The organism is Arthrobacter wenxiniae, assembly GCF_013376105.1.
Taxonomy (GTDB): Bacteria; Actinomycetota; Actinomycetes; order Actinomycetales; family Micrococcaceae; genus Specibacter; species Specibacter wenxiniae.
On the sequence record NZ_JAAMFM010000028.1, the window covers coordinates 1 to 23,143 of the forward strand.

The following is a 23,143-nucleotide window of genomic DNA, read 5'->3' on the forward strand; positions in this document are numbered from 1 at the left end:
GAAGAAGCATGTCAACCTGTCTGTTTGAAGCCGTCCGTAGCACCGTGCGCGCTGTGTGGCGACGGTTCCTGCCTCTGGCCAACGTGCGACGTTGAATGGAGGCCTTGGCACCGGGAGGGACGCGCTGAACGAAGCATTTTCGTAAAGCGAGATTTGAATCTTGTATGTTGAGAATATCCGTCCCGTGACCACGAATCAAGCTGGCTGGCCGACCGTGACGGCTTCCGGCGTGTGATCCGGAGCACTTGACATGCTGTGAACCACGTCATAAAGTTCTTTTCACTATTCAATAATTGGTTTTCACGATGCGAGAAATAGTGACGTGAGAAAAACGAACAGCGGAGCAAGGCATGAACGCTCGGATACCCAATGATCTTGAACCGGCAACGGTGCCGGCCATGACCACCACCCTGCCAGCAGAGGCACACGCAACGGAGCGCGTGCCCTATGAAACCCCCGAGGGCTACACGCTCAGTGCCACCCTCTTTAACCAGGACCTTGCCCCGACCCAAAGGAAAGGGCGCCGGTGGTCCTCGTACAGCATCTTCACGCTCTGGGCCAACGACGTCCACAGCCTCGGCAACTACGCCTTTGCGATCGGCCTGTTCGCGCTTGGCCTGGGCGGCTGGCAGATCCTGCTGGCCCTCGGCATCGGCGCCGTGCTGCTCTTCGGCCTGCTCAACTTTTCCGGCTTCATGGGTGTGCGGACGGGCGTGCCGTTCCCCGTCATGAGCCGCATCAGCTTCGGCATCAAGGGCGCCCAGGTGTCTTCACTGTTGCGCGGCGGCGTCGCCATTGTCTGGTTTGGCGTGCAGACGTTCCTGGCCTCGGTGGTCTTCCGCGTCATGCTCGTCGCCGTCTTCCCATCCCTGCACGAGCTGGACAAGAGCCTGATCCTGGGCCTGTCGGCGCTCGGCTGGCTGACGTTCATTGCCCTCTGGATCGTCCAGGTCATCATTGTCAGCTACGGCATGGACATGATCCGCAAGTACGAGGCCTTCGCGGGACCGATTATCCTGATCACCATGGCCACGATCGCCGTCTGGATGTTCATGCGTGCCGGCGGCTCGATCGCCTGGACCACCAACCATGCACTGACCGGCGGTGAAATGTGGCGCACCATCTTTGGCGGCGGCGCCCTGTGGGTGGCCATCTACGGAACCTTCGTCCTTAACTTCTGCGACTTCACCCGCTCCGCCAAGAGCGAAAAGTCGATTGTGCGCGGTAACTTCTGGGGCATCCCGATCAACATGCTCCTGTTCGGGGCGATCGTGGTGGTCATGGCCGGGGCGCAGTTCAAGATCAACGGCGCCATCATTGAGAGCCCTGCCGACGTGGTCCACCTCATTCCCAACACGTTCCTGCTGGTGGTCGCCTGCCTGGCGCTGCTGATCCTCACGGTGGCTGTGAACCTGATGGCAAACGTCGTGGCACCGGTCTACGCGCTCACCAACCTCTTCCCGCGGCACCTGAACTTCCGCCGGGCCGCCATCATCAGCGCCAGCATCGGACTGGTGATCCTGCCTTGGAACCTGTACAACAACCCCGTGGTGATCGTGTACTTCCTCGGCGGGCTCGGAGGGCTGCTCGGCCCGCTGTTCGGCGTCATCATGGCCGACTACTGGCTGCTGCGCCGGGGCAAGGTCAATGTCCCCCACCTCTACACCACTGACGAGAACGGCAGCTACCACTACCGCCGGGGCGTCAATCCCAAGGCGATCATCGCCCTGATTCCAGCCGGTGTGGTGGCACTGCTCATCGCGTTCATTCCCACATTTCACGAGCTGTCCTCCTTCTCCTGGTTCTTCGGGGCAGGCATCGCGGCCATAACCTATTACTGGATCTCGGACCGCAGCCAAAGCTTCACCGAGGCGTCCGGCGAGCCGATCGCCGTCGCCAGCACCCACTGACCGGCACCAGGCCAGCCAGCACCCACCAGCAAAGCCAGGAAGAAGGGACTGCCATGCGCATCCTCGTGGCGAATGTAAACACCACAACGTCCATGACGGACTCCATCGCGGCCCAGGCCCGCAGCGTGGCGGCACCCGGCACGGAGATCATCCCCATCACCCCGCGCTTCGGCGCCGAATCCTGCGAGGGGAACTTTGAAAGCTACCTTGCCGCGGTGGCCGTCATGGATGCCATCTCCAACTATCCGGAGCCATTCGACGCCGTCATCCAGGCCGGCTACGGCGAGCACGGCCGGGAGGGCCTGCAGGAACTCCTCGACGTCCCGGTGGTGGACATCACGGAGGCGGCGGCCAGCACGGCCATGTTCCTCGGCTACAAGTATTCGGTGGTGACCACCCTTGACCGAGCCGTCCCCCTCATCGAGGACCGCCTCAAACTGGCAGGGCTGGACGCCCGTTGCGCCTCGGTGCGGGCCAGCGGCCTTGCCGTCCTGGAACTCGAGGAGGACCCCGGCCGGGCCGTGGAGTCCATAGTCCGCGAGTCCGAACTGGCCGTCACGCAGGACCGTGCCGAGGTGATCGTCCTGGGCTGCGGCGGCATGGCGGGGTTGAACGACAAGGTCAGGGAACGCACCGGTGTGCCCGTGGTGGATGGGGTGGCGGCCGCCGTCACGATTGCCGAATCGCTGGTGCGCCTGGGCCTTTCCACGTCCAAGGTGCGCACCTATGCACCGCCACGGCCCAAGAAGGTGACCGGCTGGCCCATCACGGGGCCCGGCGCATAGGCCGGGATTGAAAGCGGGCGGGCCCGGGCGATTGACGCCGGGCCCGCTTCCGCATGCCCGGAATTTCCGCCAAGATGAAATCCACATAAACAAGGAGGACGCCATGGTTCGGCACACCCCCGCAGACCAGGGTGAAATGGGGAAGATGGCGGTGGTCACCGGCGCCGGCTCGGGGATCGGCCGCGCCGTTGCCCAGGAATTCCTGCGCGCCGGATTCGGTGTGGTCCTGGCCGGCCGGCGCGGGGCGGAGTTGCGCGAAACCGCCGCCGGGCACGCAAACGCGCTGGCCGTGCCCACCGACGTGACCCGGCCGGACGACGTCGAGCAGCTCTTCCGCGCCGCCGTGGACCGGTTTGGCCGGGTGGACGTGCTGTTTAACAACGCCGGCACCTTTGGCCCGGCGGCCGCCGTGGATGAGATCTCCCTGGAGGACTGGGACGCCGTGCTGGCCGTGAACCTCACCGGCTCCATGCTCTGCGCGGCCGCGGCCGTCCGCGTGATGAAGACGCAGCAACCGCAGGGCGGCCGGATCATCAACAACGGCTCCATTTCAGCCCATTCGCCGCGGCCCAGGTCCGTCGCCTACACGGTAACCAAGCACGCCGTCACGGGGCTGACCAAGTCGATCGAGCTGGACGGGCGGCCCTTTGGCATCAGCTGCGGACAGATCGACATCGGCAACACCGCCACGGACATCATGGCCACCCTGGATGTTGCCACCGGAGCCCTGCAGGCGGACGGGAGCCGGCTCGTCGAGCCCACCTTCCCCGTGGCGGACGCGGCCCGCACCGTGCTGATGATGGCCCAGCTGCCGGACTCGGCGAACATCGGCTCCCTGGTCATCACGGCGGCGGGCATGCCGTTCATCGGCCGCGGCTGAAGGCACCAGCCGCCCGCAAGCCGCCCCAGGCCAACCAGAACGACGCCGGCGCCCGCCTCCCAAAGGCGCGTGCCGGCGTCGTACTGGGCCAGGAAATACTGGCCAGGACATCAGTGCTGCGGGTCCGGCTCCAGCAGCGGAACCTCCAAGCCGTTCGCGTCGATCAATTTTCCTTCCTCGCAGCGGTCGCCGTGCTGCAGGCTGCCCAGCACCTCGGGGGCGATCCGCCGTTCGGTGCCTGCGGCAAACACGGACGGATTGTCCGGGTTGCCGCGCCTGAGGTGGTTGAACAGCAGGTTCAACACGATCGCCATGACGGCGGCGGAGCTGATGCCGGAGTCGAAGATGGTGCTGAACCAGGCCGGGAACTGGCTGTAGAAGGTGGGCTGGACGATCGGGATGACACCGAAACCAATCGAGGTGGCAACGATGACCAGGTTCATGTTGTTCTTGTAGCTGACCGTGGACAGGGTGCGGATACCGCTGGCCGCCACCGTGCCGAACAGCACGATGCCAGCCCCGCCGAGGACCGCGGTCGGAACTGCAGCGACCACGCGGCCCATGACGGGCAACAGGCCAAGCACCAGCAGAATCACCCCGCTTGCGGTGACCGCGAAACGGCTCTTGATGCCCGTGATGGCGACCAGGCCGACGTTCTGGGCGAACGCGGTCTGGGGGAAGGAGCCAAAGACCGGCGCAACGGCGCTGGAGATCATGTCCGCGCGCAGTCCGTTGCCCAGCCGGCGCGAATCCACCTTGGTGCCAATGATCTCGGAGACGGCGAGGATGTCCGCCGACGTTTCCACCAGCGTCACCAGGATGACAATGACCATCGAAATGATGCCCGCGGCCTGGAATGTCGGCATGCCGAAGTGGAACGGTGAGGGGAAGGCGAAGATTGGTCCGGTTCCGACCTTGGAGAAGTCGGCCTTGCCCATGAACACGGCCACGATGGTGCCAATGATCATGGCCAGCAGGATGGACAGCCGGGAGATGGTGCCGCTGCCGATCTTGCTGAGCAGCAGCACGATGACCAGGGTCAGGCCGGCCAGGCCAATGTTGGCCGGACTGCCGAAGTCGGGTGCCTTGGGGTTGCCGCCCATGGCCCAGCCGGCCGCCGTCGGCATCAGCGTCAGGCCGATGACGGCGATGACCGTGCCGGTAACCACCGGGGGGAAGAACTTGATGATGCGCTGGAAGATGGGGGTGATCAGCAGGCCGATCAGTGAGGCGACAATGACCGCTCCGAAGATCGACTGGATTCCGCCGCCGCCGTTGAGGATGGCCAGCATGGTTGCCACGCCGGCGAAGGATGTGCCCTGGACCAGCGGAAGCTGCGAGCCGAAGAACGGGACGCCCAGGGTCTGCAGCAGGGTTGCCAGCCCGCCCATGAAGAGGCAGGCGGCGATCAGCAGGCCTATGTCTGCCGAGGCCAGGCCGGAGGCCTGGCCGATGATCAACGGTACGGCGATGATGCCGCCGTACATGGTCAAAACGTGTTGGAAACCGTAGGCAAAACTTGCCCCGATGCCGAGTTTCTCATCTTCCGGCCGCAACGGTGCTGTGCGGTTGGCCGAATTAGTCTTTCTGGTCATAGCGGACCTCCTTGTCTGCTTACCTCTGTTAAGAGCGCTGCGCACTCCTTGGGTGCGTCTGGTGGGTGGGCGGGGACTGGTCCCCGCCCACCCGGTGCTACTGGTGGTTCAAGCTGCCGGGTTCAGCAGAATCCGGCCATGCCATCCCAGGCGTTGCCGGCGTCGCTGCCGTTTTCGCGGACCACGGTGGCCTCGATCAGGCCGTACGGGCGGTCCGCGGCGAAGAGCACCTCGCCGGGATTGTCCTGGCCAAACGGGCTCAGGTCCACCACGAAGTGGTGCTTGTTGGGCATGGAAAACTTGATCTCGTCAATTTCCTCGTGCGCGTCCATGACCTTCTTGCCCATGTCAAACAGGGTCTGCTGCAGTGCGTGGGAGTAGCCCTCGGTGAAGCCTTCGAGCAGGAGGGCCTTGACGTCGTCGTACGTCTTGTTGAAGTCCAGCGTGGCGGTGGCGGCCGGGTTGTAGCGCCAGCGGGCGGCGACGTCGGTGGACATGACGCGGTCGGTGGTCTCGGCCAGGGTGGTGTACTTGTCCTTCGGGTAGCCCACGAACCCGGACTCGGTGGACTTGAGCACCGTGAGGTCCTTCAGCCCGCCGATGACGTGGGTGGCGTCCCCGTCCTTGACGACGACGGCGGTGCGCACCTCCTGGCCGTTGCGCACGAACGAGTGGTTGTGGCCGGTGCCGTTGGCCTGGATCCGGTCCCAGGCATAGGACTCCGCGGCCCAGCGCCCGCCCGTGACCCAGTCGAAGGAGCCGGTGAAGTGCGCGGCGAGGCGCTGCAGGAACGCCTCGGGGGAGCCGACGCCGTCGCGGGCGAGCGAGTAGATGGTGTTCTTCTGGGTGTCGGTGGCCACCACGTGGGCGTTGTCGCCCTCAAGGTGGGCGGCCGCGAAATCGCCGCGCAGCTGCGAGGTGACGTTGAGGTCCTCGATGCTGTGGCGCTCCGTGTCGCGGGTGATCTTGACGAGGCGGACCTCGGCCTTGCCGTACTGGTTGGCCCCCAGGATGATGTTGCTGTTGGTGTTCATGATTAGTTTCCTCTGTAGGTTGAGTAGGCGTACGGGCTCAGCAGCAGGGGCACGTGGTAGTGCGCCTGGCCCTCCGTGACCGTGAATGTCAGGGCGACCTCCGGGAAGAAGGTGTCCGTGTTGATGCCGGCGAAGTAGGCGCCCGTGTCGAAGCGGAGGCGGTAATCGCCGCCCGGCAGCGTCTCGGGGCCAAGATCTTTCACCCGCCCGTCGGCATCAGTGGTGCCCGTCGCAATCTGGTGCCATGCCCCGCCGTCGCGGGCGTAAAGCTCGACGGCGACACCTGCCGCGGGCTGCCCCGCTGCGGTATCCAGAATGTGGGTGGTTATCAGGGAGCTCATTGGCTCATCACTCCTTTGAGGCGCAGCACGGCTATTTCGCGCAGCTGTTGGGCCACGATCGGGGCTTCTTGCTCGGGGGTGTTGCCCAGGCGCTTCTGCAGCACGGCGAGGATTTCCTGCGGGGTCCGGCCGGCGGCCCGGATGAGGAACACCTGGCCGAACTTTTCCTCGTAGGCCCGGTTGCCGTCGGCAAGGGCCCGCGCCAGTTCCGTATTGGAAGGGTCGACGCCGGACTGTTCCCTGCGCGAAAGCGTTGCCTCCGCGCTGTTGCCGGCCGCCCGCTCGCCGATCCGCGGATGGTGCGCCATGGCGGCGGCAACCTCCGCGGGGGTGAACGGACTTGCGGCATTTAGCGCCTGGCTGAACAGCTGGTCCAGGGTGGTGAAGGGGCGGGCCGCGGCAATCTCATCGATCCACCGCTGGTTGTCCACGCACGGACGAAGCGTTGCGTCCAGCTGCGCCCTGTCCGCTTCGTTGAATTGTTGCAGCAACATGTTTGCTGTCCTTGTAACTCAAATGCTGGCATCCACGGCGTAGGCTATACGAATCAAATTCTCGTATCGTGGAACTGTTATTTCAGCATATGCAATAGTGAACAGCATCACACAGGGGGTTGTCAATGGCGCGCACCGGAACTTTGAAGCTGGGCACGGTTAAGCACGAACGGTGCGCCACTTGGCAAGTGGCGCACCGTTGGGGCGCGGCGAAGCGCAGGATCGGCGGAATCCCTCGTTGGTTACAGCCCCAGGCTGCTGCGCAGGCGTGCGACGTGGCCATCCGCGGCCACGTTATATTCGGCGGAGTGGACGGTGCCGTCGGCGTTGACCACCACGGTGGAGCGCAGCGTGCCGATCAACGTGGTGCCGTTGACCTTCTTCTCGCCCCAGGCGCCCCACGCCTCGGCAACCTCGTGGTTGAGGTCCGAAAGCAGCGGGAAGTTCAGTCCGAAGTCCTCGGAGAACTTCGCGAGGTCCTTCTGGGGGTCGGTGGAAATGCCCACGACCTCAACGCCTGCGCCATTGAGGGCGGACAGGCTGTCGCGGAAGTCGCAGGCCTCCGTGGTGCAGCCTGGCGTGGCGGCCTTCGGGTAGAAGTAGACCACCACCTGGCGGCCTGCGTAGTCGGCCAGCGAGACCTGCTCGCCGGCGGCGTTGGGCAGGGAAAAATTCGGGGCCGGCGTTCCGGCGGAAAGTTGTGCAGGCATGGTGCTCCCAGGTTGGCTTCTCGGACATCACGACATTGTGTTTTCATAATATGAAATATGAATTTTGTCAGATGAAAATATTCTAAGGCGAGGGTTCGCGCCAGTCAACGTTTGTGACGCCCGGACGGGCCTCCTTTAGGGCTAGTGAGCCGTGTCACAAAGATAATCTGTTTCTTAATAAAATACAACCGTTGACTCTTTGAAAACTTTGGGCTTACAGTTACGGCACCGAAAAGCTGGATTCCGGTTCAAGCATCGATTCGCCCCATGCTGCGTGAATCGCCAAGGGGTGCAATCCGCCCGTGACGAAGCGCCAACAAGAGCCATGATCCTCATCAGTTGCCAAGCACGCCCATGCCCAGCCGACGCCCGAGAGGCAAGTTTTCGCCATGTCAAACAACTTTTCACCCGTGTACAACCGCCGGTCCCTGCTCAAGGCGGCGGCCTTCGCCCCGCTGGCCGGCCTGGCTCTGTCCGGCTGCAGCACCAAGTCCTCCAGCAGTGCCCCCGCAAACTCCACCGTCACGGTCACCTCCTACGGGGGCTCGTACAACGACCAGTTGACGCAAACCATCCTCAATCCCTTTGCCAAGCAATCCGGCATCAAGCCGACGCTGTTGGCCAACACGAGCCTCGCCGGGCTCAAGGCGCAGGTGCAGTCCGGCGACGTGCAGTGGGACCTGGTGGAGATCACGGCGCCCGAGTACGAGACCGCCGTGGCGGAAGGGCTGCTGGAGAAGTTCGACTACAACATCATCAGTGACAAGGGCCTGCCGGGCTATGCCAAGGCCGACTATGGCATCAAGTACCTCAGCTTCCTGTTCGTGATGGCCTGGGACGAGAGGGTCATACCGGACGGCAAGGCGCCCTCCGACTGGGCGCAATTCTTCGACCAGAACCGCTTCAGCACGAAGCGCTCGATCTACAACCAGCTGTCCGACAGTTCCGTGCTGGAAGCGGCGCTGCTGGCGGACGGCGTGCCGTTCGAGAAGATCTATCCGCTGGATGTGGACCGTGCCCTGCGTGTGCTCGGCCAGCATCCGGGCAAGGACAAGCTCCTGTACCACTCGACCAACCAGGAGCCCATCCAGCAGCTGACCTCCGGCGAGGTGGCCCTGTCCACGAGCTTCAACAACCGCATCAACGCTGCCCGGGCCGATGGCGCCAAGCTGAACTTCACCCCGCAAAACGCCGTCCTGGCCGGGGACTACTTCGTGGTGCCCAAGGGCGCGAAGAACAAGGAGGCGGCCTTCAAGCTCATGAACTTCATGTCCAACGACGCCGAGGCCGGCGCCGCGTTCGACAAGGTCACCAACCTGACCCTTGCCAACACCCCGGCACTGTCCAAGCTGCCGAAGGAGATTGCCGACTCGCTGCCCACCAGCCCCAAGCTTGCGGAGAAGATCCTGCTCCGCGACGACAAGTGGTGGGCCCAGAACCTCAAGCAGACCGAGCAAAAGTTCAAGCTGTGGCAGGCCAGCTGAGATGGCCCAGGCAACCCTTGCAAGGGCCCGCCCAGGCGCCGGCGGCCCACCCTCCGGCGCACCACCGAAGCGCCGCCGCCGTGCAGGCTGGCTCCTGCTGCTGGCACCGGTGGTGGTCTTCGACGTGCTGCTGTTCCTGACCCCGCTGGGAAAACTCATCGGCTCCAGCTTCACCGGCGGGGCCTATGCCCGGGTCCTGGCAGACCCGCTGGTCACCCGCTCCCTGGTCAACACCCTGAGCATCGCCCTGACGTCCACGGCCGTCACCGTGGTCCTCGGCTACGTCATCGCCCTGGTGCTCTGGCGCAGCGGCACCGTCATGCGCGTCATCCTGTTCGCCGTGGTCCTGCTGCCGTTCTGGACCGGCATCCTGGTGAAGAACTTCGCCTGGGCCGTGCTGCTGCAGGACAACGGCCTGGTCAACGGCTTCCTGCACAACATTGGCCTGATCAATGCGCCGCTGCCGCTGCTGCACAACCGCTTTGCCGTCATTGTTGGCATGGTCCACTGCCTGCTGCCCTACGCGGTGTTCCCCATCTTCTCCTCCCTGGCCGCCATCGACGGCCGGCTGGCGCTGGCGGCCAGGTCCCTCGGCGCCAGGGAAGCGGCGGTCTTCCGCCGCATCACGCTGCCGCTGAGCGCCCCCGGCATCTCAGCCGCAGGCCTGCTCGTGTTCATCATCAGCACCGGCTTCTTCATCACGCCCGTGGTCATGGGCGGGCCGGGGGACATGATGATCGCCAACGAGATCGACTACTACGCCCGCCAGCTCACCGACTTCCCGGGTGCCGCCGCGCTGGCCGTCATCCTGACCGTCCTGGTGAGCATCATCGCCGCCGTTTACCAGCGGGTCCTCAAGGCCGGAGGCCAACATGAAACGCTTTAGCGCCCCCAGGGCCGGCATCCGGCGGAAGCCGCTGTCCCTGCTTTCGCTTCCGGTTTTCGCCTTCCTCGTGGTTCCCACGTTGATCGTGGTGCCCGTGGCCCTGAACAACAGCCGGTACATCACCTTCCCGCCCGACGGCATTTCCCTCGCCGCCGTGCAGGGCTTCTTTGCGGATCCGGCCTGGACGTCGGCGCTGTCCGCGAGCATGCAGGCCGCCGCGATCGCCGTCGTGCTTGGCGTTGTGTTCGGGGCCAGCGCCGCCATCGGGCTGCATGGCCGGAAGTTCCCCGGACAGCAGGCCGTGGTGGGGCTGGTGTTGGCGCCCATGATTGTCCCGACGGTGGTGCTGGCGCTCGCCTTCTACCAGTTCTTCATCTCGGTGGGGCTGGTGGGCAGCATCGTCCCGATCGGCCTGGCCCACGCAGTCATCGCCACGCCCTATGTGTACCTGACCACCCGCGCCAGCCTGGCCGGCCTCAACCCGGCTCTGGTCCGTTCGGCCCAGAGCCTCGGTGCCGGAACGCTTTCGGTGTTCCGCCACGTCCACATGCCGGTGATCCTGCCGGGTCTCATCTCCGGAGCGTTGTTTGCCTTCTCCGTCTCGATCGACGAGACCGTTATGTCGCTGTTCATGCAGTCGCCCGGGGCCACAACGCTCCCCGTGAAGATGTTCACCGACATCCAGTTCAACCTCACGCCCAAGATCGCGGTCTCCTCCGCCCTCCTGGTCACCGTGGCCACGATCGGCCTGCTCATCCAGGTTGTCTACGTGCTCAAGCGCCGCTCCACGGCCCGCATGATGCCACTGGCCGCCTAGATTCAATTGCAAAGGATTCCCATGAGCACCCCCACCATTGCCCCAACCGCCCGACAGCCAGGCACCGCCACGGCCCGCAAGGGGGCGATCGAGCTCCGCCAGGTGCGCAAGACCTATGGCGAGGTGGTCGCCGTCGACAGGCTTGACCTTTCCATCCAACCCGGCGAGTTCGTCACCCTCCTGGGCCCCAGCGGCTCCGGCAAGACCACCACCATGATGATGGTGGCGGGCTTTGAGGAGCACACCTCGGGCTCCGTCATGATCGACGGCGCCCCCGTCGACTCGCTGCCGCCGCGCGAGCGCAACCTCGGCGTGGTGTTCCAAAACTACGCACTGTTCCCGCACATGAGCGCCCGCGAAAACGTGGAATTCGCGCTGCGGATGCGCCGGGTGCCGAAGGCCGAGTCGCGCCGCCGGGCCGACGACGCCCTCGACCGGGTGGGGCTGGCCGGGCTGGGCGGCCGCAAGCCCCGGCAGCTCTCGGGCGGCCAGCAGCAGCGCGTGGCCCTGGCCCGGGCGCTGGTCTTCAATCCCGCGGCCCTGCTGCTCGACGAGCCCATGGCCGCACTGGACAAGCGCCTCCGCGAGCACATGCAGGAGGAGATCAAGGCGCTGCAAAAGTCGCTGGGCATCTCGGTCCTCTTTGTCACCCACGACCAGGACGAGGCCATGGCCATGTCGGACCGGATTGTGGTGATGAAGGACGGGAGAATTGTGCAGTCCGGCCCGCCGGAAGAGGTTTACAACCATCCGGTGACGGATTGGGTGGCCAGCTTCCTTGGCGACACCAACCTCATCCCCGCCACCGTCATCAGCCGCGAGGGCGGCGAGGCCGTGGTGGACCTGGGCGGGCTGGGCGCCGGGCGGGTTCGCGACCGTGGTGCCCGGGGGGACAAATACGCCGTGTCCATCCGGCCCGAGCACTTGACGTTCCGCGTGGCGCCGGGCCGGGAAAATTCCGGCACGGGCGAACTGGTGTCCTCCACCAACCTGGGCGCCACGATCCGGCACAGGATCATGGCCGGCGGACGCGAGCTGCAACTGCGCGAGCTCAGTTCCAACGGCGGGGCGGCCGGGCAACCGGCGGGCGCCACGGTGCACGTGGGCTGGGACGCGGACAAGGCGCAGCTGCTCGTGTTGGAGGGTTGAGCCGCCCGGCCCCGGTCTAGGCGGACTGCTGTGCCGCCAGCCACGCCAGGATGTCGTCGCGGCGGATGCGGCGGTGCGAGCCGCGGTACTGGACCGGGATCTCCCCGCGGTCGGTCATGTTGCGCAGGAACGTGTGGGAGATCCCGGCCAGCTTGGCAGCCTGGGAGGTGGTGAGCAGTTCCGCCACGCTGGAAACTGTCACCGCCTCGCCGCGGGCCAGCCGGGCCAGGAGGTCGACGACGGCGTCCCGTGCCCCGGGTGCCAGCCGGTGAGCCGTGCCGTCCACAAAAACCGTGACGTCCCGGCTCCCGGCCAGTGTCTTGGCCAGGGCAGCCCGCTCGCCGGCGCCCAGGCCGGTCACTTTCGGCGCATCCGCACTCATGCCAGCCACGCTATCAGTGGGAGCCGGCGGCGCCCAGTGCCAGGGGCTTGCCGCCCGGCGTCTTGAACGGCGGCGCCACGGACGGCGCCACGGACGGCGGCGCCATGCGGAAGAGCGTCCGCCAAAGCCGGTGGAAAGCCGCCGGGGCTGACCGGAGATGTGCATGCAGGGGTACTTTTTTGGGGCGCCCCCGCGCCGGGTAAGGTATGAGCCATGACACAAAGGATCAGCACCGCCCTGCTGGGATTCGGTCTGGCCGGGAGCGTATTCCATGCTCCGTTCCTCGCCGCCCTGGACGCCTTCAGCCTCGACGTGATCGTCACCGGCGACCCCGCCCGGCAGGCGGCGGCGCGTGCCGCCTACCCGCAGGCCCGCGTGGTGGGACGCAGGGACTGGTCCGCGGCAGGCAGCGGCGTCGACCTCGTGGTGGTGGCCACCCCGCCCGCCAGCCACGCGGCACTGGCGCGGGAGGCGCTGGAAGGCGGGTGCGCCGTCGTGGTTGACAAGCCCTTCACCGTCACGAGCGCGGAGGGGGAGGAGCTCATCGCGCTCGCCGGCGAAAGGGGCCTGGTGCTGACGACCTACCAAAACCGGCGCTGGGACGGGGAATACCTGACGCTGAAAAAACTCCTCGCCGAGGGGTCGCTGGGGCAGGTTCGCCGCTTTGAATCGCGGCTGGAGCGCTGGCAGCAGGACATCACGAAGGAGTGGAAGGCCCAGGCCACGGCGGCGGACGGCGGCGGGATCCTGTTCGACCTCGGCACGCACCTGATCGACCAGGCGCTGCAGCTCTTTGGCCCGCCCGTGCGCGTTTACGGCGAGGCGGCCGCGCGCCGTCCCGAGGAGAAGGCCGACGACGACGCCTTCGTTGCGCTGGAACATGCCGGCGGCGTGGTGTCGCACCTGTGGATGAACCTCAACGTGGCCCAGCTCGGGCCCCGGCTGCGTGTCCTGGGGTCCGAGGCGGCCTTCGTCAAGCACGTGCCGGACCAGCAGGAGGCCCAGCTGGTGGCGGGGATCCGTCCCGGCGACCCCGCCTACGGCGTGGACCCTGAGGGCAACTGGGGGATGCTGGGCCGCGACGGGGCGCAGGTGCCCGTGCCCACGGAGCGCGGAAACTTCACGGCTTTCTACGAGTTGCTGGCCCAGGCCGTGTTGCAGGGCGGGCCGGTCCCCGTGGACCCCGCCGGCTCCGTGGCCGCGCTGCGCATCATTGAACAGGTCCGCGGGCAGGTCGCGTAGCCGCCCGACAAAGTATGCTGAGCCTAGAATCTGCCCCTGCCGGGGCACGTTTGAAGCAGCGGCGAACAATGGGGGCATGGTGACGGAGAACAACGCCGGGTCGCAGGGGGGTGCGGGGCCCGCGGGATTGGCCCTGTCCGAGCCCACCGAGAACGTCCGGAAGCGCTGGACCATGTCAGTGGTTCTGGTCAACGTCGGCATCAATACGGCCTTCTTCGGCCCCATCCAGGTCCTGCTGGGCCAGCAGGCGATCCATTTCAGCGAGGCCGACAAGGAAGGCATCCTGGCCCTGGTCACCGGGGCGGGAGCCGCCGTGTCCCTCGTGGCCAACCCCTTGTTTGGCACCTTCAGCGACAGGACCGTCTCCCGCCTGGGCAGGCGCGTGCCCTGGGTGTTCATCGGCGCGCTGCTGGGCACGATTGGCCTGCTGGGCCTGGCCGTGGCCCCGGGCGTCGCCGCCATGATGCTGCTGTGGTGCCTGGTGCAGCTGGGCTGCAACGGGGCCCTGGCCGCCATCACGGCCGCCGTGCCGGACCAGGTGCCCGTGCGCCAGCGCGGCACCATCGGCGGGCTGGCCTCCATGGGAACAGTCGTGGGAATCCTGCTGGGAGCCGCCGTTGGCGCCGTCGTCGCCGGGAACTTTGCCCTCGGCTACGTCCTGTGCGCCGCGGCGCTGGTGGCCGGGATGGTGCCCTACCTGTTCCTTTCCAATGACCGGGTGCTGCCGGCCGCCAGCAGGCCGCCATTTGCCTGGGCGGCGTTCCTTGCCGGCTTTTGGATCTCGCCCCGGCGCTACCCGGACTTCGGCTGGGCGTGGCTCACGCGCTTCCTGGTCAACGTGGGCAACCACCTGGTGACCCTGTACCTGCTGTTCTTTCTCCGCGACGCCGTGGGCTTCGACAACCCGGAATTTGGCGTGCTGGTCCTGACCGGCCTGTACGCCGTGCTGACGCTGGTCACCGCCGTCATCGGGGGCCGGTGGACGGACAGGGTGGGCAAACGGAAGCCCTTTGTCATCGCCTCCTCGGCCATCATTGCCCTGGCCGCCCTCATCCTGGCGTTTGCACCCACCTGGACCGGCGCCCTGCTAGGTGCCGCCGTGCTGGGCATCGGCTACGGGGCCTACCTGGCCGTGGACTTTGCCCTGCTGACCCAGGTGTTGCCGTCGGCCGCCAGCCGCGGCAAGGACCTGGGCGTGATCAATGTGGCGAACTCGCTGCCGCAGGTCATCGCGCCCGTCATCGCCCTGCCGCTGGTCACCGTTTTCGGCGGCTACGTGACGCTGTACGTGGTGGCCGCCGTGATCGGCCTGCTGGGGGCGGTGTTCGTCGTGAAGATCAAGGGTGTGGACTGAGCCCGCACCTGGCCCGTGGCCCGCTGGCCCCCGCCCGGCCCGTCAGGAGAAGAACACCATCTTGACCAGCGCGGCCGTGCCCACCACAATGATCGTGGCCCGCAGCGCCAGGGGAGGCAGCTTCCGGCCGAACTTGGCGCCCACCATGCCGCCCAGCAGCGCACCCACCGCAATGAGGGCCGTGACCTTCCAGTCGATGTAGTGCCAGGCCACCACCATGAACGTGAGGGCGGCGATGCCGTTGACGGCAGTGGTCAACACATTCTTCACGGCGTTGACCTGCTGCAGCGCCACGGTGGTCATGATGCTCATCAGCCCGACGATCAGGATGCCCTGGGCGGCGCCGAAGTAGCCACCGTACATGCCCAGCACAAAGATCGCCGCGATCAGGCCCACACTGCTGCGCGCGGGTCCGTCGGCGGGTCCCGTGTATCGCCGCGCGGCCAGCAGCCGCTGCAGCGGCGGGCCAAACGCCACCATGAGGATGCCGATGATGATCAGCACGGGGACGATGGTGCTGAACGCCTGCGCCGGCAGGACCAGCAGCAGCAGCGCGCCCACCAGGCCGCCAACGGCCGACGCCGGGAGCAGCCGCTTGATCATGTCCTTGTTGGGCGCCAGTTCCTTGCGGTAGCCCCACGTGCCGGACAGCCCGCCGGCCACCAGGCCAATGTTGTTGGAGATGTTGGCGGTCAGGGGCGGGAAGCCAAACAGCAGCAGGACCGGGAACGTCACGAGCGTCCCGGATCCCACGACAACATTGATCATGCCGGCCCAAAAGCCCGCCAGAAATATTGCCCCCGCCTCAAGCATGTGCCATCCGTTTTCGTCGTCGCTGGAAGTTGCCGTCACAGGCCGGTGCGCCTGGGTGGCGGCAGGGCCTTTCAAAGTCTACTGTCCGGGCGCCGGCAGGTCCGTCCTGTTACTTGGCCACCCGCTTGGCAACCTGGAAGTGGCCGTCCGCGTGGACTGTGGTGTAGCGGTTGCCGGGGAACCGGGACTCGGCTTCCGTGGCGGTGGTGGTGTCGGCCGTGCCGGGACGGCCGGAAACATCCATCAGCACATAGTCCGGGGCAGGATTTTTGTTGCCGACCCAGTACACCTCGTCGCGGTCCACCAGGTAGCTCATGAGGCTGATGTCCGTCTCCACGGTGACGGCACTGGGGACGGCGGCCAACGCACTCACCGCTGCCGCATTGCCCGCGGTGGAAAAATCCCGGGCCGGGTTGGCGAGCTTGCCAAACGCGAAATGGCCGCTCAGCGCAACGGCCACCAGGGCCATCGCCGCTGCGGAAAGCAGCCGGAACCGCGCCGAATCGAGCACCTTGCGGCGGGACAGCGCGTCGAGGGCTGCGCAAAAGACCACCGGCATCAGCACGGCGCTGTATTGCCAGTCCTGCCCCCAGTAAGAGGGCAGCTCGCCGAGGAAACGCCACGCCAGCGTGGGCAGCACCAGGAGCGCCAGCGGCGAGAACAGGGCGAGCCCCGCCGTGACGGCTGCCAGCAGCAGCACCGTGGCCACCTTGTCCTTTTGGAACAACGACGCCGGGTCCCCCAGGAAGCCCGCCACGTCCAGTTGGCTCCGGTACGCCCACGGAGACCCGTGGTTCATGGCCGGCAGGAGAACCTGCGTGGCCAGGACAAACCAGGCCACGCCCCATGCCGCCAGCCACAGCCCGGCCGGCCTGCGCGAGCGGTGCGCCATGACCAGGCCCAGCACCAGGACCGTCAGGCCCAGGTCCTCCTTGACGAACACCAGCAGGGCCGCCCAGATCCAGGCCTGCCGCCACTTTTCGTCGAGCAGCGCACACAGCGACAACGCCAGAAACGGGACGGCAAAGGCGATCTCGTGGAACTGCGAATCGACGGCCGACTGCAGGCCCCAGCTCAGCCCGTACGCGATGCCAAGGCAGCCCCCGGGGATCCGTCCCAGCCGCTTGAACGCCAGGTTGGCCACGACCGCAACGGACACGGCGAACAGCAGGTTTTGCACCACCAGCAGCGTGAAGGCGCTGGGAAAGAGGCCGTAGATGGGGCCGAGCACCACCAGGATCGGGTGGAAGTGGTCGCCGAGGAGGTTGAAGCCCTGGCCCTTGATGGTGACGATGGGCGCCTGGAAATGGGCGTAGTCCCTGGCCAGCTGCGTGAAGATCCCCAGGTCCCAGGACCGGATGGCAAAGCTCGTCCACTGCAGCCATGAATAGCTCGTGTAGATGGCAAACGCACCCGCGCCAAGGAGCCCGGCAGCGGCCAGGCGGCCCCGGGCAGCGCCACGCGCGGCGGGAGGCGCCGCCGTCGTTCCTGGTGCCCCGGAGAGGGTCACGCGGGGGGAGGTCCCGCTGTCCTTCGTTGCCGTCACCCTTGAAAGTCTAGGCCGTCGGCCCGGTGCAGGGCATCCGCCGCCCGGGGTCTGGCAGGATTGGGCGCATGGACGCACAGCTCATTTGGACGGTCATCTGCGGCCTCGCCATCCTGGTCGGGGTTGCGGGGGTGGTCATCCCGGTGCTGCCCGGCAGCCTGCTCATTGGCGTGAGCCTGCTGGGGTGGGCCCTGGCGGTAGGGCGGCCGGTGGGCTGGGTGGTGTTTGCCGCCGGCGCGCTGTTGGTGGTTGCCGGAATGCTCTCCAGCGCCGTGCTGACGGGTCGGGCCATGAAGGAGCGAAGGATTCCGGGACGATCCATGGTGGCCGGCCTGCTCCTGGGCGTGGTTGGCTTCCTTGTGGTTCCGGTGGTGGGCCTGCTCCTTGGCTTTGCGCTGGGTCTGCTGGTCTCGGAACTGGCACGCCACAGGGCGCTGGGGCCCGCCGTTTCCTCATCCCTGGCGGCGCTGAAGGCCACCGGCCTGGGCATGCTGGCCGAATTTGGCTTTGCGTCCCTCGCGGCAGGAACCTGGGCCGCGGGAGTGCTGGTGTATTTCCTCAGCCGCTGACCGAGTCCGGCTGTCACGTCCGGCTGTCACGTCCGGCTGTCACGGCAGGCTCAGGGCCACCTTCAGGGCGCCCATGGGCCCGCCGCACTTTTCATTGCCGCCCACCCTGGTCCAATTCAAGGTGGCGGACTGCTGGCCCAGCACGTTTCCGGCGGCGTCAAAGGCCCTGAAGGTCATGGACGACGACGGTTGCGTCCCGACATTGAGCAGCCAGGACCCGTTCGGCTGCCTGGCCAGCAGGGCCGCGCCGCCGGGGGCGTTCTTGGCAAAGGTTGGGGTCAGGGGAACGCACTTGGCGCCGGCGCAGGCGGTGACGGCATCGACCCGGGCCGCCGTGGCCTGGTTTCCCGCCAACGTCAGTGCCACGTGGTTGTGCCAGGATGCCGGGGGGCAGCCGCCCGTGTCCTTGTCCATCACGATGGCGCCAATGATGAACGCCATGCACACGGCCGCAACGAAGGGAACCAAAAGAAATTCCACGCGGCGGCGAGGCGGAGGGACGGCGGGCATGCTGTCATGCTAGTCAACGGAACTGGGCGTTTCCTAACAATTTGCTGGGTCCGGGGGTCAGCCCAGCCAGCGCGCCGCGGTGCCCACGATCGCCAGCACCACATAGCCGCTGAGCGGGACCAGCAGCACCCATTCGCGCCAGGAACCGGCGTTGCCAAGGACCGGAAGCGCCACCCTGCCGTTGCGCTTCCACAAGGAGTGGACCAGCGGCAGTTTCCGCACCAGCCGCGGAGGCCGGATCCGCAGCGGCCACAGCAGGTTGCAGCCGCCGGTTGTCAGCATGTCCCCGGCAATGTGCACGGCGGCGCCCAGCCCCACGGCCAGCGGAAACCAGAACTGGTCCTGCGGGGCAAAGAACGTGATGAAGGCACCCACCAGGATGCCCAGGACCCACGGGAACCTGCGCATGGTGTCCGGGATGAACTTCAGCGCCTTGGCCGCGAACGACGCCAGCAGCACCGTTAAAACGCCGGCGCCCGGAAAAATTAGGCCGAAGGGCTCCAGCCGGGCCGTCCACATGCCCGCCAGCATGGAGATGAACACAAAAACGGCCATCCCCAACAGCGAGTGGGTCCCGTGCCGGTGCCCGCCGGACAGGCGGCCCACCTGGACGCACAGGGCATTGGACACCGGCGGGAGCGAATGGGCGATGGTCGCGTTGCGGTGGTCGGCGTCGGGCAGCAGCGCCGCGCCCGCCGTGACGATGGTGCCGGCCAGCACCCCGGCCGCGCCGACGTGCAAAAGCCCCAGTCCGGCGTCGAACCCGTCCGGCAGGAACGGCAGCACCGCGGCGGCACCGCTGGTGTCCAGATGGAAACGGGTGGTCAGGGCCAGCCAGGCGGCGGCCCCGCAGGCGGCATGGTGGGGTCCCATCATGACATTTCCTTTCGGCGCGGGTGGATCCCTCAACGCGTGGAGGAAAATCTGCACGCTCCACAGTAGGGCCCCGGGCCGGCAAAGTCGCATCCGCGGGAAACCTCCCCGGCGCGATAGCGTAGGCCCATGGCTAAGGATCCAAGGCACGACGGCGGCACCCGGCTCACCGTGAACGTCCCCATGCGCTGGGGAGACATGGACGCGTACGGGCACATCAACAACGTGGAACTGCTGCGCATCCTGGAGGAAGCCCGCATCCATGCCTTTGGGCCGCCGGCCGGGACGGGGCTGCCGGGGGTCGACGTGGACCTGCCCATCTTTTCGGACCTTCCGGCGGGCACGCAGGCCCTGGTGGTCGAGCACCGGGTGAGGTACCTGGTGCCGCTGAACTACCGCAACGTTCCGGCCCGGATCGAGGTGTGGATCAGCGCAGTGAAGGGGGCGAGCCTCACGGTGGCCTACGCCATTTTTGACCCCGTCACGGGCATCAAGTGCGCCGTCGCCGAAACGACCATTGCGTTCTTCCATGAGGGCTCCGGCACCGTGCTGCGCATTTCCGCGGAAAAGAAGGCGCAGCTGGCCCCGCTCCTCGGGGAGACAAACTTCCGCTGACGCGCACCATGGGCCGGGGGCGTCGAGCGGCGTCGCCGCGCAACATGGCGCAACATGCGGAATTTTTGCCACGGACCCATCGCTGACGTGGACATGACAACACTGGGAATCATCGGAGCAGGGAACATCGGCAGCCAGATTGCGCGCAAGGCCGTGCAGCTTGGCTATGACGTGGTCATCAGCAACTCGCGCGGGCCGGAGACGCTTGCCGGGCTGGTGGAGGAACTGGGCCCGCGGGCCCGGGCGGCCACGGCACGGGACGCAGCGGCGGCGGCGGACGTCGCGGTGGTCGCGGTCCCCTTCAGGAGCTACCTGGACATTCCGGCCGAACCGCTGGCCGGCAAGGTGGTCATTGACACCAACAACTACTACTGGGAGCGCGACGGCCACGTTCCGGCGCTGGACAACGGCGAGGCCACCACGTCGGGTTTGTTGCAGGAGCACCTCAAGGACTCGAAGGTCGCGAAGGGCTTCAACCACATACAGGCAGCAGAAATCACCACCGCCGGTACGCCCGCCGGCACGGCAAACCGCCGGGCCCTGGCCACCGCGAGCGACCATGCGGATGCGGCGGACCTGGTGGTCCGGCTCTACGAGGAGTTCGGCTTTGACACCGTGAAAATTGGGCCGCTGTCCGAGAGCTGGCGCGTGGAGCGTGACCGCCCTGCGTACGTGGTGCCCCAGAACGCTGCCGAACTCACGGCGAATCTGGCCAAGGCGCCGCGGCTGGTCTAGCCCGTCGTGGCCCGGTCTGTGGTGGCCTGGCTGCCGCCGGCCGGGTTGCGGCGTTCGACCAGGATGCCGTCCGCATCCGCGTAGACCATGGCGCCGGGCCAGATGGTGGTGGACCCCAGCTGCACGGGCACGTCCACCCCGCCGGTCCCTTCCTTGGCGCTCTTGGCCGGGTTGGTGCCGAGGGCCTTCACGCCCAGCGGCAGCGTGTTGACCGCCACGCTGTCGCGGATGGCGCCGTTGATGATCACGCCGGACCAGCCGTTGTCCATGGCGGACTGGGCAATCATGTCCCCCATGAGCGCGGTCTCGAGCGAACCGCCGCCGTCAACCACCAGCACCGCGCCGCTGCCGGGCGTCGCCAGCAAGGACTTGACCAGGGCGTTGTCCTGGAAGCAGCGGACGGTGCGGGCGGGGCCGCTGAATTCGGTGCGGGTGCCAAAGTTGCGGAACTGCAGCGAGACGGAGGCCATCGCGGCGCCGTGCTCGTCAAAGAGGTCTGCCGTGGTGAAGGTCATGGTGCCAGCCTAAACGCCGAAGGGTCCGCCCGGCGATGGGAGGGCGGCGCCCGCTCCGCCGAAGGAGCCGCCGGTGCCAGGGGTTGCGCGTCACGTTCCAGCGGGCCGTGGGTGACGGTGGCGCAGCTGAACCCGGGCGCGGTGGTGTGCCCCTGGGGCCCGTGATGTCACGCGCTCGAATCCCCGCGCAGCCGGTGCAGCAGCAGCGCCACGTGCAGCGAGGTCCGGGATTCGGCGTCGTTCAGGTCGACAGCGAGCAGCTCCTCCAGCTTCGCGAGCCGATTGTAGAGTGTGGGCCGGCTGAGGTAGTCGGTCCGGGCCAGGGCCGCCTTGTTGCCGCCTGATTCAAGGTAGCGGCCAAGCAGGTCAAGGAGCCCAGACCGACCCTGCGCCTCGGCGTCGAGGACGCCGGCGAGCTCGGACTCGGCGAACTGCTGAACACGGGGATCGTTGCGCAGCAGTGCCAGCAGGCCCCGGAGCCGGACGTCCGTGGCGCGGTAGAACGGCCGGCGGGGTGCACGCAGGGTGGCGGCCGTTTCGGCCACGTGTGAGGCCTCGTCGATTCCCGCCGCAGCTTCGAGCAGTGTTCCGCGGACGCGCCCGACGCCGATTGTCCAGTGCGCGGACCCCCCGCCTGCGTGCGCGGCCAGCGAGTCAGTCATCCGTGCCAGGGCCGGCTCCTCGAGGTGCCTCGCCGGCAGGGCGAGGACCATGCCGACCGAGCCGGATTGGATGCTCGCCGTCAAGGCGCTGCCTGACATGGATTTCAAGGCTCGGGACAGCAGCTCGAGCAGCTCCCGTTCCTCCTGCTGGCCCGCGAGCGGGTCGTCGGCAGCAGTTTTGGTGCCGGCAGTGCCTGTCCTGCCGTGATCGTGGGCGGCCCCGCGGAACACCACGGGGATGTAGAACGGGGCATGCCTGAGGCCCAGCGACCCGGCACGCGCCAGGGCCTCGGGCTCACCGAGCCCGCGCGGATTGCGGAGCGCGTTGAGCAGGCCCGCCTGCGCCTGCTGGGACAGCTCGCGCCTGTCCCGCTCGGCCAGGCGGTTGATGGCGAGGGTCTGCGCGGCACGTTCCAAGACCATGGCGGCCATCTTGTCATCCGCTGCGGCGGTGGGGACCACGAGCCGTCCCCAGAGCTGGCTGCGCACGCCGACCGGGACCTGCAGCCACTGCTCGGGGCCGGCGCGGACGGTCCGGGCAGGGGGTGGTGCGGGAGCGCCGCTCCCAATTGCCCAGAAGTTCTGCCGTGGGCAGCTGCCATGCGGCGTGGGCCAGCACGAGGTGTTGGAGGTCTTCGAGGACGACGGCGGCGCCGATCATCGCCGCCGCCTGCTCCACCACCTCCTGCATTCCGGCGCTTTCCAGGCTCAGCAGGGTGAACGCCTCGTGGATGTCGCGGGCCCGTTCGACCCGTTCGAGCTGTTCGGCGACGATCATGCGGTGCACGGTTTCGGTGATCGCCACGAAGCGCACCCGGTGCTCGAGCGTGATCACGGGCAGTGCCGTGTGCTGGGCCGCCGTTCGCAGGGCGGCAAGGGTGCGGGCGCGGGGCCCCGCCAGTTCCACGATGAGCCCCGCCGCACCTGCCGCTTCCAGTGAGTGGATGTACGACGCCGTGCGGCCGGGTTCCTTTTCCAGCTCCAGACCGGTGGTCAGCACCAGCTCGCCGCCGGAGAGCAGGCCGGTCACATCCAGCAGTTCACTCACGTGCACCCAGCGCACGGGCGCGTCCAGCGCCGCACGGCCACCCAGGAGCGAGGGCCCGGCGTCGTGCACCACGGCGAGGTCGAGGATGGAGCGGAGCGTTGGCAGTATTTACACAGTGTAAGTCCCATCGAAAAAATGCTTACAGTGTGCCAGTTATGGCGCAGGGGCCTGGCGGAGCGACTTGGAACAAGCAC

At 67.0% G+C, this 23,143-nt stretch carries 24 protein-coding genes and 1 pseudogene; 12 read left to right on the forward strand and 13 right to left on the reverse strand.

Going from position 1 to position 23,143, the window contains the following annotated elements; translation table 11 throughout:
• Window positions 1-350: 350 nt before the first annotated feature.
• From G6034_RS15380 to G6034_RS15390, 3 genes are all read left to right on the forward strand, one after another.
• Window positions 351-1,910, forward strand: a complete 1,560-nt coding sequence (locus tag G6034_RS15380; protein WP_218063966.1) for an NCS1 family nucleobase:cation symporter-1 — start codon at window positions 351-353, stop codon at window positions 1,908-1,910.
• A 53-nt stretch (window positions 1,911-1,963) separates the two neighbouring features.
• Window positions 1,964-2,695 (forward strand): aspartate/glutamate racemase family protein, encoded by a 732-nt coding sequence (locus G6034_RS15385; RefSeq protein WP_176635994.1) that lies wholly within the window; start codon window positions 1,964-1,966, stop codon window positions 2,693-2,695.
• 103 nt (window positions 2,696-2,798) lie between these two features.
• Complete coding sequence (locus G6034_RS15390; protein WP_246296073.1) at window positions 2,799-3,575, forward strand: SDR family oxidoreductase; 777 nt, start codon at window positions 2,799-2,801, stop codon at window positions 3,573-3,575.
• A 110-nt stretch (window positions 3,576-3,685) separates the two neighbouring features.
• Here G6034_RS15390 and G6034_RS15395 read toward each other — a convergent pair whose 3' ends face one another.
• The 5 genes from G6034_RS15395 to bcp form a co-directional block, all read right to left on the reverse strand.
• Complete coding sequence (locus G6034_RS15395) at window positions 3,686-5,170, reverse strand: nucleobase:cation symporter-2 family protein (RefSeq protein WP_176635995.1); 1,485 nt, start codon at window positions 5,168-5,170, stop codon at window positions 3,686-3,688.
• A 122-nt stretch (window positions 5,171-5,292) separates the two neighbouring features.
• Window positions 5,293-6,204: a factor-independent urate hydroxylase gene (gene pucL / locus G6034_RS15400; RefSeq protein ID WP_176635996.1), complete on the reverse strand. Its 912-nt coding sequence runs from the start codon at window positions 6,202-6,204 to the stop codon at window positions 5,293-5,295.
• Between the two features lie 2 nt (window positions 6,205-6,206).
• The gene (gene uraH, locus G6034_RS15405) at window positions 6,207-6,545 is read right to left on the reverse strand and encodes a hydroxyisourate hydrolase (protein WP_176635997.1); all 339 of its coding nucleotides are present in this window, start codon (window positions 6,543-6,545) and stop codon (window positions 6,207-6,209) included.
• On the reverse strand, window positions 6,542-7,039 hold the full coding sequence (uraD, locus tag G6034_RS15410; protein ID WP_176635998.1) for a 2-oxo-4-hydroxy-4-carboxy-5-ureidoimidazoline decarboxylase: 498 nt from the start codon (window positions 7,037-7,039) through the stop codon (window positions 6,542-6,544). Before uraD ends, uraH begins: the two co-directional genes overlap by 4 nt.
• Before the next feature lie 242 nt (window positions 7,040-7,281).
• Window positions 7,282-7,749 carry a thioredoxin-dependent thiol peroxidase gene (bcp, locus tag G6034_RS15415; protein ID WP_176635999.1) on the reverse strand — a complete coding sequence of 156 codons (468 nt, stop codon included), beginning with the start codon at window positions 7,747-7,749 and terminating at the stop codon, window positions 7,282-7,284.
• A 389-nt stretch (window positions 7,750-8,138) separates the two neighbouring features.
• On the opposite strand from bcp, the gene G6034_RS15420 reads away from it, so the two are divergent.
• Genes G6034_RS15420 through G6034_RS15435 form a run of 4 tightly spaced genes read left to right on the forward strand, consistent with a single transcriptional unit; the run spans window position 8,139 to window position 12,085 of the window.
• On the forward strand, window positions 8,139-9,233 hold the full coding sequence (locus G6034_RS15420) for an extracellular solute-binding protein (RefSeq protein ID WP_176636000.1): 1,095 nt from the start codon (window positions 8,139-8,141) through the stop codon (window positions 9,231-9,233).
• A gap of 1 nt (window position 9,234) precedes the next feature.
• The gene (locus G6034_RS15425; protein ID WP_176636001.1) at window positions 9,235-10,119 is read left to right on the forward strand and encodes an ABC transporter permease; all 885 of its coding nucleotides are present in this window, start codon (window positions 9,235-9,237) and stop codon (window positions 10,117-10,119) included.
• Entirely contained in the window at window positions 10,106-10,936 is an 831-nt protein-coding gene (locus G6034_RS15430) for an ABC transporter permease (protein WP_176636002.1), read from the forward strand. The genes G6034_RS15425 and G6034_RS15430 overlap by 14 nt, the downstream gene beginning before the upstream one ends.
• 21 nt (window positions 10,937-10,957) lie before the next feature.
• Entirely contained in the window at window positions 10,958-12,085 is a 1,128-nt protein-coding gene (locus tag G6034_RS15435) for an ABC transporter ATP-binding protein (RefSeq protein WP_176636003.1), read from the forward strand.
• Window positions 12,086-12,101: 16 nt separating this feature from the next.
• On the opposite strand, the gene G6034_RS15440 is transcribed toward G6034_RS15435, so the two are convergent.
• Window positions 12,102-12,467, reverse strand: coding sequence for a helix-turn-helix domain-containing protein (locus G6034_RS15440; protein ID WP_176636004.1), 366 nt, complete (start codon window positions 12,465-12,467; stop codon window positions 12,102-12,104).
• A gap of 213 nt (window positions 12,468-12,680) precedes the next feature.
• On the opposite strand from G6034_RS15440, the gene G6034_RS15445 reads away from it, so the two are divergent.
• Entirely contained in the window at window positions 12,681-13,709 is a 1,029-nt protein-coding gene (locus tag G6034_RS15445) for a Gfo/Idh/MocA family protein (protein WP_176636005.1), read from the forward strand.
• A 76-nt stretch (window positions 13,710-13,785) separates the two neighbouring features.
• On the forward strand, window positions 13,786-15,063 hold the full coding sequence (locus G6034_RS15450) for an MFS transporter (RefSeq protein WP_176636006.1): 1,278 nt from the start codon (window positions 13,786-13,788) through the stop codon (window positions 15,061-15,063).
• A gap of 42 nt (window positions 15,064-15,105) precedes the next feature.
• Here G6034_RS15450 and G6034_RS15455 read toward each other — a convergent pair whose 3' ends face one another.
• Window positions 15,106-15,915 (reverse strand): sulfite exporter TauE/SafE family protein, encoded by an 810-nt coding sequence (locus G6034_RS15455; RefSeq protein ID WP_343038097.1) that lies wholly within the window; start codon window positions 15,913-15,915, stop codon window positions 15,106-15,108.
• A gap of 70 nt (window positions 15,916-15,985) precedes the next feature.
• On the reverse strand, window positions 15,986-17,422 hold the full coding sequence (locus G6034_RS15460; RefSeq protein ID WP_176636007.1) for a DUF2079 domain-containing protein: 1,437 nt from the start codon (window positions 17,420-17,422) through the stop codon (window positions 15,986-15,988).
• A gap of 68 nt (window positions 17,423-17,490) precedes the next feature.
• On the opposite strand from G6034_RS15460, the gene G6034_RS15465 reads away from it, so the two are divergent.
• Window positions 17,491-17,991, forward strand: a complete 501-nt coding sequence (locus G6034_RS15465) for a DUF456 domain-containing protein (protein ID WP_176636008.1) — start codon at window positions 17,491-17,493, stop codon at window positions 17,989-17,991.
• Between the two features lie 39 nt (window positions 17,992-18,030).
• On the opposite strand, the gene G6034_RS15470 is transcribed toward G6034_RS15465, so the two are convergent.
• Window positions 18,031-18,501, reverse strand: coding sequence for a hypothetical protein (locus G6034_RS15470; protein ID WP_176636009.1), 471 nt, complete (start codon window positions 18,499-18,501; stop codon window positions 18,031-18,033).
• Window positions 18,502-18,558: 57 nt separating this feature from the next.
• On the reverse strand, window positions 18,559-19,377 hold the full coding sequence (locus G6034_RS15475; protein ID WP_176636010.1) for a metal-dependent hydrolase: 819 nt from the start codon (window positions 19,375-19,377) through the stop codon (window positions 18,559-18,561).
• A gap of 126 nt (window positions 19,378-19,503) precedes the next feature.
• Between G6034_RS15475 and G6034_RS15480 the strand changes: the two genes are divergently transcribed.
• Together G6034_RS15480 and G6034_RS15485 are read left to right on the forward strand one after the other, a co-directional pair.
• Window positions 19,504-19,989, forward strand: coding sequence for an acyl-CoA thioesterase (locus G6034_RS15480; RefSeq protein ID WP_176636011.1), 486 nt, complete (start codon window positions 19,504-19,506; stop codon window positions 19,987-19,989).
• A gap of 48 nt (window positions 19,990-20,037) precedes the next feature.
• Window positions 20,038-20,724 (forward strand): annotated as a pseudogene (locus tag G6034_RS15485) (NADPH-dependent F420 reductase); the annotation flags it as partial.
• Here the strand turns inward: G6034_RS15485 and rraA are convergent.
• From rraA to G6034_RS19925, 3 genes are all read right to left on the reverse strand, one after another.
• A complete protein-coding gene (gene rraA / locus G6034_RS15490) occupies window positions 20,721-21,239 on the reverse strand; it encodes a ribonuclease E activity regulator RraA (RefSeq protein WP_176636013.1) in 519 nt (172 codons plus the stop codon). The pseudogene G6034_RS15485 and the gene rraA sit on opposite strands and share 4 nt — an antisense overlap.
• A gap of 167 nt (window positions 21,240-21,406) precedes the next feature.
• A complete protein-coding gene (locus G6034_RS19920) occupies window positions 21,407-22,390 on the reverse strand; it encodes a PucR family transcriptional regulator (protein ID WP_343038098.1) in 984 nt (327 codons plus the stop codon).
• On the reverse strand, window positions 22,338-23,021 hold the full coding sequence (locus G6034_RS19925) for a PucR family transcriptional regulator ligand-binding domain-containing protein (protein WP_343038099.1): 684 nt from the start codon (window positions 23,019-23,021) through the stop codon (window positions 22,338-22,340). Before G6034_RS19925 ends, G6034_RS19920 begins: the two co-directional genes overlap by 53 nt.
• Between the last annotated feature and the right edge of the window lie 122 nt (window positions 23,022-23,143).